Annotated in this window: 15 protein-coding genes; 10 read left to right on the top strand and 5 right to left on the bottom strand. The window is 42.0% G+C overall.

All coding sequences use genetic code 11. The features are described from left to right. Window positions 1-59: 59 nt before the first annotated feature. From ACY8D0_RS27200 to ACY8D0_RS27190, 3 genes are read left to right on the top strand one after another with little or no spacing between them, the layout of a single operon-like run. The gene (locus ACY8D0_RS27200) at window positions 60-608 is read left to right on the top strand and encodes a sigma-70 family RNA polymerase sigma factor (RefSeq protein ID WP_462413579.1); all 549 of its coding nucleotides are present in this window, start codon (window positions 60-62) and stop codon (window positions 606-608) included. Then, window positions 601-1,020, top strand: coding sequence for a PadR family transcriptional regulator (locus ACY8D0_RS27195; RefSeq protein ID WP_462413578.1), 420 nt, complete (start codon window positions 601-603; stop codon window positions 1,018-1,020). Before ACY8D0_RS27200 ends, ACY8D0_RS27195 begins: the two co-directional genes overlap by 8 nt. Beyond that, window positions 1,017-2,285 carry an FtsW/RodA/SpoVE family cell cycle protein gene (locus ACY8D0_RS27190; protein WP_462413577.1) on the top strand — a complete coding sequence of 423 codons (1,269 nt, stop codon included), beginning with the start codon at window positions 1,017-1,019 and terminating at the stop codon, window positions 2,283-2,285. Before ACY8D0_RS27195 ends, ACY8D0_RS27190 begins: the two co-directional genes overlap by 4 nt. Before the next feature lie 175 nt (window positions 2,286-2,460). On the opposite strand, the gene ACY8D0_RS27185 is transcribed toward ACY8D0_RS27190, so the two are convergent. From ACY8D0_RS27185 to ACY8D0_RS27175, 3 genes are all read right to left on the bottom strand, one after another. Then, window positions 2,461-2,682, bottom strand: a complete 222-nt coding sequence (locus ACY8D0_RS27185; RefSeq protein ID WP_462413576.1) for a hypothetical protein — start codon at window positions 2,680-2,682, stop codon at window positions 2,461-2,463. Between the two features lie 152 nt (window positions 2,683-2,834). Next, window positions 2,835-3,347, bottom strand: coding sequence for a DUF1259 domain-containing protein (locus tag ACY8D0_RS27180; RefSeq protein WP_462413575.1), 513 nt, complete (start codon window positions 3,345-3,347; stop codon window positions 2,835-2,837). Between the two features lie 108 nt (window positions 3,348-3,455). Next, window positions 3,456-3,866 (bottom strand): ribosomal maturation YjgA family protein, encoded by a 411-nt coding sequence (locus ACY8D0_RS27175; RefSeq protein WP_462413574.1) that lies wholly within the window; start codon window positions 3,864-3,866, stop codon window positions 3,456-3,458. A 134-nt stretch (window positions 3,867-4,000) separates the two neighbouring features. Between ACY8D0_RS27175 and ACY8D0_RS27170 the strand changes: the two genes are divergently transcribed. From ACY8D0_RS27170 to ACY8D0_RS27155, 4 genes are all read left to right on the top strand, one after another. Beyond that, window positions 4,001-4,513 carry a hypothetical protein gene (locus ACY8D0_RS27170; RefSeq protein WP_462413573.1) on the top strand — a complete coding sequence of 171 codons (513 nt, stop codon included), beginning with the start codon at window positions 4,001-4,003 and terminating at the stop codon, window positions 4,511-4,513. Further along, a complete protein-coding gene (locus ACY8D0_RS27165) occupies window positions 4,506-5,546 on the top strand; it encodes an alpha/beta fold hydrolase (RefSeq protein WP_462413572.1) in 1,041 nt (346 codons plus the stop codon). The genes ACY8D0_RS27170 and ACY8D0_RS27165 overlap by 8 nt, the downstream gene beginning before the upstream one ends. Window positions 5,547-5,572: 26 nt before the next feature. Further along, a complete protein-coding gene (locus tag ACY8D0_RS27160) occupies window positions 5,573-5,758 on the top strand; it encodes a hypothetical protein (protein ID WP_462413571.1) in 186 nt (61 codons plus the stop codon). A gap of 226 nt (window positions 5,759-5,984) precedes the next feature. Further along, the gene (locus ACY8D0_RS27155) at window positions 5,985-7,523 is read left to right on the top strand and encodes a flavin-containing monooxygenase (protein ID WP_462413570.1); all 1,539 of its coding nucleotides are present in this window, start codon (window positions 5,985-5,987) and stop codon (window positions 7,521-7,523) included. Window positions 7,524-7,816: 293 nt separating this feature from the next. Here ACY8D0_RS27155 and ACY8D0_RS27150 read toward each other — a convergent pair whose 3' ends face one another. Further along, window positions 7,817-7,999 carry a DUF1272 domain-containing protein gene (locus ACY8D0_RS27150; protein WP_462413569.1) on the bottom strand — a complete coding sequence of 61 codons (183 nt, stop codon included), beginning with the start codon at window positions 7,997-7,999 and terminating at the stop codon, window positions 7,817-7,819. 464 nt (window positions 8,000-8,463) lie between these two features. Then, the gene (locus ACY8D0_RS27145) at window positions 8,464-9,456 is read right to left on the bottom strand and encodes an LLM class flavin-dependent oxidoreductase (RefSeq protein WP_462413568.1); all 993 of its coding nucleotides are present in this window, start codon (window positions 9,454-9,456) and stop codon (window positions 8,464-8,466) included. A 235-nt stretch (window positions 9,457-9,691) separates the two neighbouring features. Between ACY8D0_RS27145 and ACY8D0_RS27140 the strand changes: the two genes are divergently transcribed. From ACY8D0_RS27140 to ACY8D0_RS27130, 3 genes are all read left to right on the top strand, one after another. After that, a complete protein-coding gene (locus tag ACY8D0_RS27140; RefSeq protein WP_462413567.1) occupies window positions 9,692-10,333 on the top strand; it encodes a cupin domain-containing protein in 642 nt (213 codons plus the stop codon). A 155-nt stretch (window positions 10,334-10,488) separates the two neighbouring features. Next, window positions 10,489-11,571 (top strand): GGDEF domain-containing protein, encoded by a 1,083-nt coding sequence (locus ACY8D0_RS27135; RefSeq protein WP_462413566.1) that lies wholly within the window; start codon window positions 10,489-10,491, stop codon window positions 11,569-11,571. 245 nt (window positions 11,572-11,816) lie between these two features. After that, a complete protein-coding gene (locus ACY8D0_RS27130) occupies window positions 11,817-13,565 on the top strand; it encodes a DUF4153 domain-containing protein (RefSeq protein ID WP_462413565.1) in 1,749 nt (582 codons plus the stop codon). Window positions 13,566-13,959 lie beyond the last annotated feature (394 nt).

Below are 13,959 nucleotides of genomic sequence, written 5' to 3'. Positions count from 1 at the left end.
TTTAAAGAGATAAAAACTTATTTTACTTGGTGGTCGTCTAATGGGGGAAGGGAGCAGGAATGGTGGAAGAAAATATATTGGACTACATACTGATCAATGACCGGGATGCGGCGATTGAGCAATTGATGGAACTGCATGGGCAGGGTTTGTTGTATCTGGTCTATTCCTATGTGGGGAACAAGGAATTGGCCCAAGATTTAACCCAAGAAATTTTTGTGAAATGCTATCAAAAATTAGATCAATACAACCAAAAATCGTCATTGAAGACTTGGGTTTGGCGGATAGCCATTAACCATTGCAAAGATTATTTGAAAAGCTGGCACAACAGGCATGTCATCGTCTCGGAAGAAAAGGCGATGGGGGGAGGAAGCCATAAGGAAGCAGTCGAAAACCAAGTCATTCAAAAACTGGAAGACGAACAGCTGGCCGTTGCGGTCATGAGCTTGCCCGACAATTACAGGGAAGTCGTCTACTTGTATTATTTTGAAGACCTCTCGATCAAAGAAATAGCCTACCTTACGAAAAACAATCAAAACACAATCAAAACGAGGCTGAAGCGGGCAAAAGTTTTATTAAAGGAATGTTTGGAGGCCGGGAAACATGGATGAGCGGTTAAAAAATTTAAAAAGGGCGTTAAAAAATAACGTGCTCCATGAATTGGATTTTACGGAAGACCATAAAAACAACGTTAGAAACCAGATAAAGAGGCTGAACCAATCTTCAGATGAGTCTGTTCTTTTGGCTGTCTTGCAGCTGCTGGTCCAACAAAAAACCGGATTTGAATTAAGCCGGCTGATTCGGGCAAGGGGAATCGAACGGTTTGAACAGGAGGAAGGTTTCTTATATATGCTGCTGCATCGGCTTGAGCAAAAAGGCTACATCCAATCGAGCTGGGCGGAAGGGGAAATCAAATTTTATCAGCTGAATAGCAAAGGAAAAAGGTTGTTAGGAAAAGTGGAAGGGAAAGAATACCGCGGACAAAGCATATTGCATGAACTGCTCGAGGGGGGACAGGGATGAATGCTTTAAAAGAAAGCTTTTTGCAGGAAGTGCTTCTCAATATCAAGTCAAAGGAGGCAAAAGAGTTAGTCCGTAAAGAACTTACCTATCATTTGAAGCAGGCAAAGTCAGAGATGGTAGCAAAGGGATTGCCGGAAGAGCAAGCGGAGGAAACCGCAGTTCAAAACATGGGCAGCCCAGCCAAATTGGGCCAGCATTTTAACAAGCTGTACCGCCCCAAAATCGATTGGATTTTGCTGTCTTTATTCTTAATTGCGATCATGATGGGGATACTACCGCAGCTCCATGCGAATGACCAATACCAAGGCAATTTTCTAATGAGGCAAGTCATTTATATTATCCTCGGGGCAGCGGTGGCATTCATTACCATGCGGGTGGATTACCGAAAAACGGAAAAGCTGGGTTGGTTTTTTCTGGTTCTTGGTTTAACGGTGATGCTGGCGTTAAATTTTGCAGCGAATGTCATCATAAATGGCCAGCGTTTTATTAGGATTGCCGGGTTTGTCATTAGTGGCACCACTGTCTTGCCGATCTTGCTGATGTTCTGGACTTCATACTTGTCCAAGAAAAAACCGAAGCTAGTTGTCATCTTCGGGGTTTATTTAATTACCGTGTTTCTGTTTACAATATTGCCAAGCCTCACGGATGCCGCGATTTATAGTGTCCTGGTTCTGGCTCTGTTCATGTGCAGTGCTCTTAACCGTAAGGTGATTTATACCACTGTTGGCGTTGGTTTTGGTTTGCTGGCGGCTTTCGTGGCTCTACTTTGGTATATGGCGAAGGACTATCAGCTTGTACGGCTTTTTGCCTTTTGGCATCCGGAGGACTACGCGAATAATGCCGGATACATGTACATAAAGATAAGGGAGCTGATGACGGAAGGGGGCTGGTTTGGCAATCAACAGCCAAAGTATGTACCGGATAGCATGACAGATCTTGCTTTTGCTAATATTGCCTACTATTTTGGATGGGTAGTTGCCGGAATTCTGTTGGTCGTTCTTGCCTCGCTGCTAGTTAGAATGCTGTTAGTCTCACTGCAGATCAAAGACCGTTACGGCAAGCAGCTGATGGTGGCGGTGTGTTCGTTATTTTCGGTTCAGGTTATCTATAATATTGGGATGATTCTTGGGTTCTTGCCAATCGTCTCGATTTCCTTGCCGTTTATCAGTTATGGCATGACCCCGACGCTTTTGAATTCATTGCTGATTGGGATCGCTTTAAGCGTTTATCGGCGAAAGGATTTTGTGGTTATGGAGAGGGCATGAATAAGAGTTCTGAAAATCTATGTGACCTAACTTCATGAAAAAACAAGGTTACGGTCACGTAGACGGGTTCTATGTGACCCAAATTGATAAAAAAGCATGATCACGGTCACGTAGAGAGGTTCTACGTGACCCAATTTTATGTAAAAGTACTTTCAGGGTCACGTAGAAATAGGCTCTATCTTTTTTTCTTTTTCGAAGGATCGGCCGCCGCCTGGTTCTTTTTGACCACTACCTTCTCGATGACCACCTGTACATGATAGTGATCTTCCTCGTTGGTTACACTGGATACTTTTCCTTTTTTTCCTTTTATCTTTACTTCTTCCCCAACAGTTGGAACCCGTTTAACAAGCTGACTTAATAATAAATTTTTATTTTCATAAAAATAAACCGCATACATCGTATCACACCCATTTCATAAGTATTGGCCAAATGGCATCTTTCCTACAAAATATTGGATGCTCCTTAAAAATAGACCAGGAAAACGAAAAGTTTTTCCAACAAAAAAGACAAGGACACTGATATATATACCAGTGTCCTTGATTTATTCCGTTAGAATAAGCCAGCTTCCCTGGCTGCTGCGATGCTGTTTCTCGCAAATACAAACGGGTCCCCGACATTTTCCCAGTGCATATACATTAAACGCGGCTCATCAAAAAGCCAATGGTTGTGAACAGCCGTCACGGTGATGCCCCGTCTGCGCAATGCAGTAAGGAATGGATTAATTTCTCTTTGCAGGATAACCGTTTCACCCAAATTGAGTGTTCTTCCGCCAATATTGTTTTCAAACGAAAGAGCAAATGGCAGGGAGAGAGGCGAGCGGGTGCGGCGTCCTAAAATGGTTGCTCTAATGTTTCTCAACCGCTGCACCACACAGGCAGGGGAAGTAGCGATGACATCGCCGCCAATAATATTGGCCAATTGCTGGCATGTGGAAGTGCCGATACCGGCAACAGCTTGTCGGTCATTGCTTCGGTCTCTGCTGCTGCTTGATCTCTTGTGTTCTGAAGATTCATCCCGATTCCGATGACTGGAACTACTTAGGTCATAATCTCTTCTGGACATGATACCACCTCCTTGTCCGATAGAATCACTGACAGTGTATTCTGTAAAGTCGGACAAGGTTGTGCTCATGAATCAGGGGAATAGCCCTTTTTGTACCTATCTATTTCTTCAGTTTTTAAATACCCACTTATCAATCAAAGAAGCGGCTAAGATACCAATAGTATAACGAAGCAAATCAACCCAAAGAAACCCATGCCCTAGAATCAGTGCGCCAAGAACGGTGCCGCGAATTTGATTCATCCAGTCGGCTTGATACAACTGGGAAAATTCGACGCTGAAACTGAACGCAAAGCTAAGCAGAAAGGAAAAGGATAGGCTTTGATTTGCCAACAGGAATCGGAAGCCAAAATAGACCATCATGGCCCATATCGTATCACCGGCATTTTCCGCGATAAATACCGGCAGCAAATGGGCCAATTTTCTCGAAGCAAGGCCCAGGACAATCAAAAGGAAGACGACCATCAGATAGGAATTTCTTATTTTAAAAGATTTGGTATTTGATCGTTTGGATATCGGCAAGATAATCCCTCTCTTGAAAAAATTTACTAAAACAGGCTTAGGTATATTCTACAATTTTATGCACATATATTAGCTGCTTGTCTATAATATATCGATATATTTATTGAATCATATAAAAGAAAGGAAGTGTGACGATGACGGAAAAAGAGGCTCAACAGCTAAAGGAGTTTTTTGCAAACCTAAAAAAAGCAGGCTTTATGGTTGAGCAAAAGGTGAATCAACAGATTCAAGAACTCTTAAATAAAAAAGAACTCGTACAGCTTGCTGACATCCATTCTGAATGGATGGGCCACAATCTAAAAGCTCTTCACGAAACAATGGAAACCCTCGCGGCTCTTTTACATCTCCCCACCAAAAATGATATCGCCAATGCCGCCAAACTGATTATCCAAACGGAAGATAAAGTCGATCAACTCGAAGAGCATTTTCACAAACTGCATGACTTGGTTAAGAAATTAGTAGATAAACATCATTTATGCCAGGATGTTAAACAAGATGCTTCAGACCCAAAGGAAGATCCTGCTGATGCCAAAACCGATATTCTTGATGAATTAATGGAGAAGAATATTGAAATCATTGCCAAGTGCCTGTCCAAGAAAATGAAGAAAGCGAAAGCCAAAAAGAGGCATAAGAAAAATCATGGTTAATCCATTGCTGGGGATGGAAAAACAGCGGTGGGAGGGATTTTTGAAGGGGCTGATTTCCTCCCCGCCGGAGTCGAATCTTACACCAAGAACAGCGATTTGGAAAAAAAACAAGGCTACGCTGTGGTACTATCCCGCTTCGGAAAAGAAATATAAGATTCCGCTGTTTCTCGTATATTCGATGGTGAATCAGCCCTTTATTCTTGATTTGGGACCAGGCGTTAGTGTGATTGAAGGATTTGTCCAGGCGGGTTTTGATGTTTATTTAATTGATTTTGGCATACCAGGCTATGAAGATAAGGATTCCACATTAAATGATTATGTGACGAATTATATCCAAAAAGGGGTTAGGCGGGCACTCTACCACTCCAATGCAGAGGCCGTAACGGTGATCGGCTATTGCATTGGGGGAACACTCGCCGCCATGTACGCAGCGATTGCGGAAGAACCTATTAAGAACTTGATTTTGACTGTTGCGCCTTTTGAATTTTCCGCCTTTCCGATTTATGATAAATGGATCGAAGCGGTGCGTAATGATGAACTCCATGTTGACCCTGTCCTGGAGGCCTTGGGGTTAATCCCCGCGCCATTCATTGAGGCGGGTGTCCGCATGATTACTGCCCCGGTTTACTACAGTCATTACCTTTCACTCCTAAGCCGGGCAGACGATCCAAAATCTGTCGAGAAGTGGCAGCGGTTTAATCATTGGACAACCGGCCATATCCCATTCCCGGGTGCTGCGGCCAAACAGTTAATGGACGATTTTATCAAAGAAAATAAATTTTTCAGTGGGAAAATCCAGATTGAAGGGAAGAATGTCGATCTTGGTAACGTACAGGCCAATTTACTCGTGATTGCCTCCAAGTTCGATCGGCTTGTGCCCCAGGAACTCATTTTACCCATCATGGATTATGTGGCAAGCCCGGATAAAACCTACCACCTCCTCGAAGGGGGCCATGCAGGGGTTTCCTTAAAGGGAGGAATTCCTGCCTATTTAAAAGAGTGGATTCATGACCGGTCTGAGCCCATTTTTTAACAAAAGATGTTTGGGGGGATGCTCGGATGTGTACCATCTATCATTTGTCACTTTGCGGATACTTCAATGATTGTGATGATGAATGGGAGTTTTACTGTGACCATGATGAAATAGGCAATGATTCCATCGATTGCGAAAATGTTGACCAAGCGTGGATGGGGATTTCGAAACTGGTTTACGGTGACTTTGTAGACTGGCTATACAAACTATAAACACGTATGCTGAAGCCAAAAAATACATTTTTTTGGCTTCTTTTTCGTTTATTTCACGATATTCTCTTAATGGTCCTCAACGACATCCCGGCCGGTTGGTATTTTCTTATTGATATATCCAGAAAACTCGGAATATAATTTATGTATCTGTAACCGGTTCTTCACACGTTAGATGTGCAAATGTGAGGTCCATAGATTTCCAAAGAGAACGGGAGTGAGGGGACTTGTGAAAATAAGAGACCATGATTTTCTAGAGGAAAAGGCAACTAGTCAAGCAAAGGTCATTATCATCGGCTCCGGCTTTGCGGGGATTGCGGCCGCAGTCCGGCTTCTGCAGGAAGGGGAACAGGATTTTCTTATCCTTGAACGCGGGAATGAAGTGGGCGGTGTTTGGCGTGACAACCAATATCCCGGTTGTGCGTGTGATGTAGAATCTCACCTTTATTCCTTGTCATTTGCCCCGAATCCCGCGTGGAGCAGGAATTTTTCGCAGCAGCGAGAAATTTTTGCCTACTTAAAAGATGTTGCCAGAAAGTTTGAACTGAAGGAACATATTCGATTCCAACACGAAGTGAGAAGAATGGATTGGGATCACACCAACGGGGAGTGGATCATACAAACGACAGGAGGGAATTTCCAAGCACTCTTGGTAGTCGGTGCTTTTGGTGCCCTCAGTGATCCGGCCATACCTCATCTTAAGGGAATGGAAACATTTAAAGGAGAAACCTTTCATTCCGCCACTTGGCCCAAAGATTTCGATCCGAAGAGCAAACGTGTGGCCGTGGTCGGAACGGGAGCCTCAGCCATTCAGTTTATACCGGAGATTCAACCCGATGTGGCCTATATGCATGTTTTTCAAAGAACACCTGCATGGGTAATCCCGAGGATGGATGGACCCATCAGTGAGTCTAAGCAAAAACTGTACAGTCGTTTTCCTTTGCTTCAAAAATCAACCCGGTTGAAAATTTTCTTGAAACGGGAGTTGCTCCTCCTCGGTTTCCGCAATCCGAAGAACATGAAGGTCGTGGAAAAAATGGCCTTGAAAAACATACATGATGCCATAAAGGACCCGGTACTAAGGGAAAAGCTCACCCCCAATTATAGGATTGGCTGCAAGCGAATTCTTCTTTCCAATACTTATTATCCGGCCCTTGCCCAAGATAATGTTTCGGTCAATACAGCCGCCATCGCAGAAGTCACTGAGGATGGGATTATTGATTCCAATGGAACCAAAGCGGAAGTCGACACGATTATTTTCGGCACCGGATTTCAGGTTACGGATTTGCCTTTTGCCCATCATATTTATGGACGCAAGGGGCATTCGCTTGCAAAGGAATGGGAAGGCAGTCCCAAGGCCTATATGGGGACAACCGTTGCGGGTTTCCCAAATTTGTTTCTTCTTCAAGGCCCTAACACAGGGCTAGGGCATACTTCGGTTATCCTGATGATAGAGGCCCAGGTCAATCATATGATGAAAGTAATACATCATATGAATCAGAATAAACTAGATATCATGGAACCGACCCCGGCTGCTCAACAGCGTTTTGTCGAGCAATCAGAAAAGTCCATGAAGGGCACCGTTTGGACCGCAGGCGGCTGCGCCAGCTGGTATCTTGACAGTACTGGAAGAAATTCCACGTTATGGCCCAGCTATGTTTACTCGTATCAGAGGTTGGCGGCGAAATTCAAAGCGAAGGATTATATGGGGAGACGTTTATCTGCGAATACTGGAATGGATGGGTCTTCACTGAAAAGGGCTGAATAATTAATACGAATTCGTACTAGGGTTCATGGTTGTAGTACGGATTCGTATTTTAAAAAACAAAATGGTCCTATAAACGTAACGGGATCCATTTTGGGAGAGAAAATCGAAATTAACAGTGCCTTTCTCTCCCTAAATCGTAATCGTTTTAGAAGTTTAATTAACAAGACTTTTATTATATAAAACAAATGATTTTTACCAATTTTATTTTAAGTTGGTACAATAATAGTAATGAACTATAAATAGATAGTGTACAGTAAAAAAGGGATAATCCCTGTTTAAAAACTTTAAAGAGATTAAACTTTTTGTGGCTTCCTAGGTCTTTTTACAAGTTCTCCTCCACAATTTGGACAAATACTATTCATTTCTTCAGTGCATGGAGCGCAAAAAGTACATTCATAGACACAGATAAAAGCGGGAGAATTGTCATCAATAGAATCGTTACAACTTTCACATTTTGTTCGCATTTCTAATGCCATATTATTGGATGCTCCTTTCTGATTTAATTATAGGATGATTTTACCATCTTTACAGGTCCAATAAAAGTGATAGTTTTTATATTAATAGTGGGGACAATGTGCGGGTTGTCTTTTTATAAGACAATATAACAATATTGTCGTCTTACGAAACAAATTGCGTAACAGTAAAATTTTAAGCCGATAATTTCTTTTATCGGCTTTTTGTTTTAGGAAAATAGTTTGAATAACCGGATAATGAACAGAGTGATTTTCCGCTGAACAATAACTATTGTCCAGTTGTCAATTTGCTTGTTATTTACCTCGTTAAATGATGCACTAAATATCTATAAACGTTGATTTAATAATAAAAAAGCTGAACTAATCGCTAGACGAATTAGTCTGGTGATTGATACTCTATTTGTATTGTTTCTCATCCTTAACGGAACCCCGTTACTATAAACGAACAGATTTAAAATTTTCCTTTATCAAAGGAGGGTTTTGGATAATAATTCATAGGTTCTCATTTTATCCTCAAAATGAAAGACATTATTGATAATCATAAATTCATCGGTCTGGTATCGTTCACTTAGCCGAAGAATTTCATCCTTCACCTTTTTAGGCGTTCCAATAATTGTCCGTTTCCGATTTTCTATTATTCTTGCCCGTTCTTCGTTTGTTAAAGAGGCAGCCTTGGCTTCCTCCACAGACGGAATCCTTGTGTCGTTCCCCTTTTCAACAGCCAACAGCCACAAATCTTGGCTTAAAGCCTGTTCCTCAGCTTGTTCCTGGGAAGGAGCACAGACGACAAAGATGCAGACATTTGCTTTCGGCTCCGCGAGAAGAGGGGAGGGTTGGAAATTTGTAAAATATTCGTTTAATGCCCGTTCTCCGTTCACTGGGGTAATAAAATGTCCGTAGGTAAAAGCTGTGCCGGTTTCTGCAGCCAACCTTGCGCCACGATGAGAGATTCCTAAAATCCAAATATCAGGCGCACCAGTTGTGACAGGGAAAGCTTGAACGCCATGGTACGGATGACCTTCCGGCAAATCGTTTAGAAAAAATCCTTGCAAGTCCTTCACTTGTCTCGGAAATTCATTCAAGCTTTTTCTCATTCCGTCTGTCAACGCTAAGCGGGTGGTTGCAGAACCGCCGGGAGACCGTCCGATTCCTGCATCAATCCGGCTCGGAAACAATGCTTCCAACACCTTGAAGTTTTCCGCAACCTTATATGGGCTGTACTGAGGCAGCAAAACCCCGCCGGACCCAACACGGATTCTTTTTGTATGGGATGCGATATGTGAAATCAAGACTTCCGGAGAGGAACCTGCCAGTCCATTGGTATTATGATGTTCTGCCACCCAAAACCGGGTATACCCCAACTCCTCCGTCATTTGCGCAAGCTTCACGGTTTTTTGCAAAGCGGTGCTTGCTGAGTCTTCTTTTGTTAAAACAGATTGATCAAGAACACTTAATTTCAATCATTAAACCTCCAATTATCAATCAGCCTAATAACGATAAATCCCTATTGATAGAGTACCAAAAATGATGGACAGGTACTCACTTTATGAACAGATTAAAGCTTCGCTATTGTATTTAAAGGAATTGAAACCATTTTATCGAAATATTATTGGAGAAGTATTGGAGAGCAAATTTAAAGGTATCCAGCTTCAAAAAGATATTTCTTAAGACTGTGAAGAAAGAAGGCTTGTCATCGTGCCATTAATTAAAATGAGTTCTCTGCTGCCACAGTGGGCTGAGATGAAATACTATGAAATTATCAGACTTAAGGCAGGAGAATCCTATGATTTCACCAGCTACGAAAACAATTTAAAAGAAAAGTGGATCCTATGTGAAGGACTTTGTGAACTCTCCATAGATCATCGCACCATTAAAGCTCATCCGGGAGACCAATTCGACTGGAATAGTGATGATTTTGATACTTGCCGGATGAAAGCTGCCTCAAGTGAAATCATTTTGGTCCGGATGTGCGGTGTTTGGGGAGAGGAACGGGGTGGTTCTGGCTTATTCAGCAAAGAGTCTGTTATGGAACCAAGTAACCATGGCGACCCTGTTGATTATCCAAGGAATACAAAGTTCGATAATCATTATCACGATTGCGATGAATACTACATTTTTTATGATGGCATAGGGGTGGTCGTAACAGAAGGGAGGCAGTTTATTGTCTCGGCCGGTGATTGCATCCTAACAGGAAGAGGACAGCACCATGATATCCCGCTGGTGGTGGAGCCGCTAAAAGCGGTCTTCTTTGAAACCACACTCGCAGGCCAAAAACGCCGGGGTCACCTCTGGAACCACACCCACGGGATCCCTGACCCAGATCCCCAACGAATTTAGTACGTATACTTTAGTGCGTTAAAGGGGTGGGGGACAGGCCCCCACCCCTTTAACGTGTTAATTCGATAAGATTTCACAGACCATTCTATTATGGTAGAATGGCTATGCTAAAATGGATTTAATTATTATTTTGATTTGGGTGTGGAATAAGACTGATGTTTAAAGACCTTTTTATTCATGCGTGTATAGTCATAACTTTCCTGTTTGTGGGTGGAAGTTTATTTAAAAGCAACCCTAAAATAAATACGATTCGGCAAAAGTTTAAATTAGGTGTATTATCAGGGATTTTGGGATCGGTTTTAATGATTTTCAGTATTCAGATTACGCCTGCGATTATTATGGACCTGCGGCATATTGCTGTTCTTCTCGCAGCTTACTTTGGCGGTTTTACAACGGCTATTATTTCCGTCATCATTATCAGCATTAGCCGGGTTGTGTTTTTTAACGGCACTGTTTCTACTTACATGGTTACGATCAGCATCATGTTCAGCATTGCAATTGTTTCAGCTTTGATCACGAAAAAATTTAAGGGCACAGACTTTATCAAATGGACGTTAATGGGCACCTACAGCTTAGCTGCCTTTACGCTAGGATTCCTCTATTTATTGGGCTTTTCGAGGCATGTATATAATTTGCTGTTTAATTACTGGCTGGTCACAACCATTGCCGGAATCTTAGTTTTTTTCTTGGCAGCCTATATTGTGCAATCCAATACGATGTTCAATGAGATGAAACTGCAATCCAAAATTGACTTTCTCACTGGTTTGAATAATGTCCGGCAATTTGATTTGGCCTTAAATGAGAGCATTAAAAAGGCCCATGACCAGAATGAAAAATTATCATTGCTGCTTATCGATATTGACCATTTTAAAAAGGTCAATGATACGCATGGCCATCAAGCAGGCGATGAAGTGCTGAGGCAATTAGGCGCGATTCTTTCAAGCTGCTCACGTTCACAGGATCTAGTGTCGCGGAATGGCGGGGAAGAATTTACCGTTTTATTACGGAATTGCCACTACTTGCAAGCATTGGAAGCAGCCGAGCGGATTCGTACCGCGGTAGAGAAACATCCGTTTATTTTGCCGAACGGGGATGCCATTAAGGTAACGGCCTCCATTGGTGTTTCTACCTACCTTGAAACTACTCAATCATCTTATGAATTTATCAAACAGGCCGATGATTCTTTATATAACGCGAAAAAGACAGGCCGGAATAAGGTTTGTTCTGCTTTCATTTAATACCAGCACTTGCACATGGAAATAAATAGGGCGATGGAGACCTAATCTTTAGGTTTCCGCCGCCCTTTTTTGGCTATTTATAGTTAGAAGGTCGTAATCCAAAATGATTATGGTATATGTAATTTGTTTCAAATGGTATAATTTGTATGAAGGGAAATGAATAAATTTAAAGTAAGAAATTTGAAACGGCAGTACGGTGTTCATAAGTTATCATGACTATATTATAGAACAGGGGATTGAAGATCATGAAATGGATGACCAAACTAACCCAAAGGCTTTCCGGTCTGTATAAGGCGGTTGCGCGCTTTCCGTTAACAACCCTCTTTCTTTTGGCCGCTGCCATCGTGAATGCAAATAATATCGGTTCAGGCAAGGACGTTTCGAAGTTCCTGTTAACTTGTGTGGTGGGTGCCATGCTAAGTGCCGTTGCACAGACTGTTTTTGAACGATTTTTTGCCAAGTGGTCCTCCCGTTTAAGTTTAATGACCATTGTGGTTTTGCTTACGGCCGGCTATTACCTCATCCTTATGAATGCCCCCAAACTCGGTATGGAAATAGACATAAAAACGGCTGTTGCCTTGTTTGCCCTGCTTATTTCGTTTATTTGGGTACCTGTTATCAAAAGTCCGATTAATTTTAATCAAAGTTTTATGATTAGCTTCAAATCCCTGTTTGTTTCCCTGTTTTTCTCCGGCGTGATTTTTGCTGGTGTCAGCATGATCCTTTTTGCGTTCGACCAGTTAATCACCACGATTGATCAAAACGCTTTTCCGCATGCCGCCAATCTCGTGTTCACCTTGTTTGCCCCGATGTATTTTCTCTCGCTTATTCCGGTGTATCACGGGAATAACCACTCAGAGGAAGTTGAAAAAGCATCATCAAGTCCTAAGTTTTTAACCATTTTAATCTCCTATATCGTAATTCCTTTAATTGCGGTGTTTACTTTGATTTTAGTGGCTTATATCGTAAAAAATATCGGGGGTAAGTTTTGGACTGATAATCTGTTAGAGCCGATGCTGGTTTCTTACTCCATTACTGTCATTCTTGTTTACATTTTAGCTAGTGAGATTGATAACAAGTTTACGCTATTGTTTAGGCGGGTATTTCCAAAACTGCTTGTTCCGATTGTCAGTTTTCAGATTGCTTCTTCTATCATATCGGTCACGGAGTCAGGAATCACGCATACCCGGTATTTCGTCATCCTGTTCGGCATTTTTGCGGTCATCACCGGAATTTTATTAAGCGTGATTCCGGTTCGGAAAAATGGACTGATCGCACCGATTCTATTAGTGTTTGCCTTGGTATCCATTTTACCTCCAGTGGACGCGTTTACTGTCAGTAGAATCAGTCAGAGCCGGATGCTCGAACAGGTGCTAGTGAAGAATGATATGCTAAAGGACAATCAGGTGGTTCCCAAGGACTCGATACCTGACCAAGACAAGAAGAAGATTACCAATGCTGTGCAATATTTGAATATGATGAATTACACTAAAAAGCTGGCCTTTTTGCCGAAGGATTTTAATTTTTACGAAGATTTCCGCGATACCTTTGGATTTGGGGAATATAATCAACCGGATAAATTTAATAACTACACTTTCATTGCTGTAAAGCAGCCGACTCCTTTACGAATTACCGGGCATGATTTCTTTATTCAAATGGATCTCTCCGGTACCTATAACAATGGTGATGAACGGTATGAGATAGAAAAGAGTGGGCAGGCATATATTTTATTAAAAGATGTCAGTGACGGAAAAGTGGATATCAAGTTATTAAGCAATGATAATAAAGAGGTTATTGTGTTTCACACGGATGAGATTTTTGATAAGTTTTCCGATTACCAGGGGGAAAATATCATTTCAACGGATGAAGCCACTTTTACCGAGGAAAACGGGCAGGCGAAACTGACTGTCTTTTTGCAATCGCTTGATTTTCAACGGGATACCCATACACCTGGCAAAAGCGCTATGGCGTATGTGTTTGTGCAGATAAAATAATATAAAGGTTACGCGGAGCCTCTAATTTTTCCATGCCGATGAAAAAAAGGCCTAGGGTCTTTATGTTACCCAACTAGGAGATAACAGGGTCTCATGGTAACGTAGACGGACTCTACGTGCCCCAAACCGAATAAAAAGCCGGGGTCAGGGTAGCGTAGACGGATTCTACGTTCCCCTGATCTTATAAAAAACCAGTGTAAAGTAACGTAAAAACAGGAACTGCATCACGATGTGCCATTATAATAATGTAAGTTTAATAAGGAAATAGGTTATGGTAAATATTAGTACCAAAACCAAGGCCTTTAAACCATGAGGATTGTTAGAAAAAGACTATCCAGTGCTGTCTGCATAAAATGTAAGTCTTATTCCTCATTGACTTTACAAGGTTTCGCTA

It is taken from the genome of Neobacillus camarae, from assembly GCF_054950115.1.
This window is presented reverse-complemented; position numbering and strand designations above follow the sequence as displayed.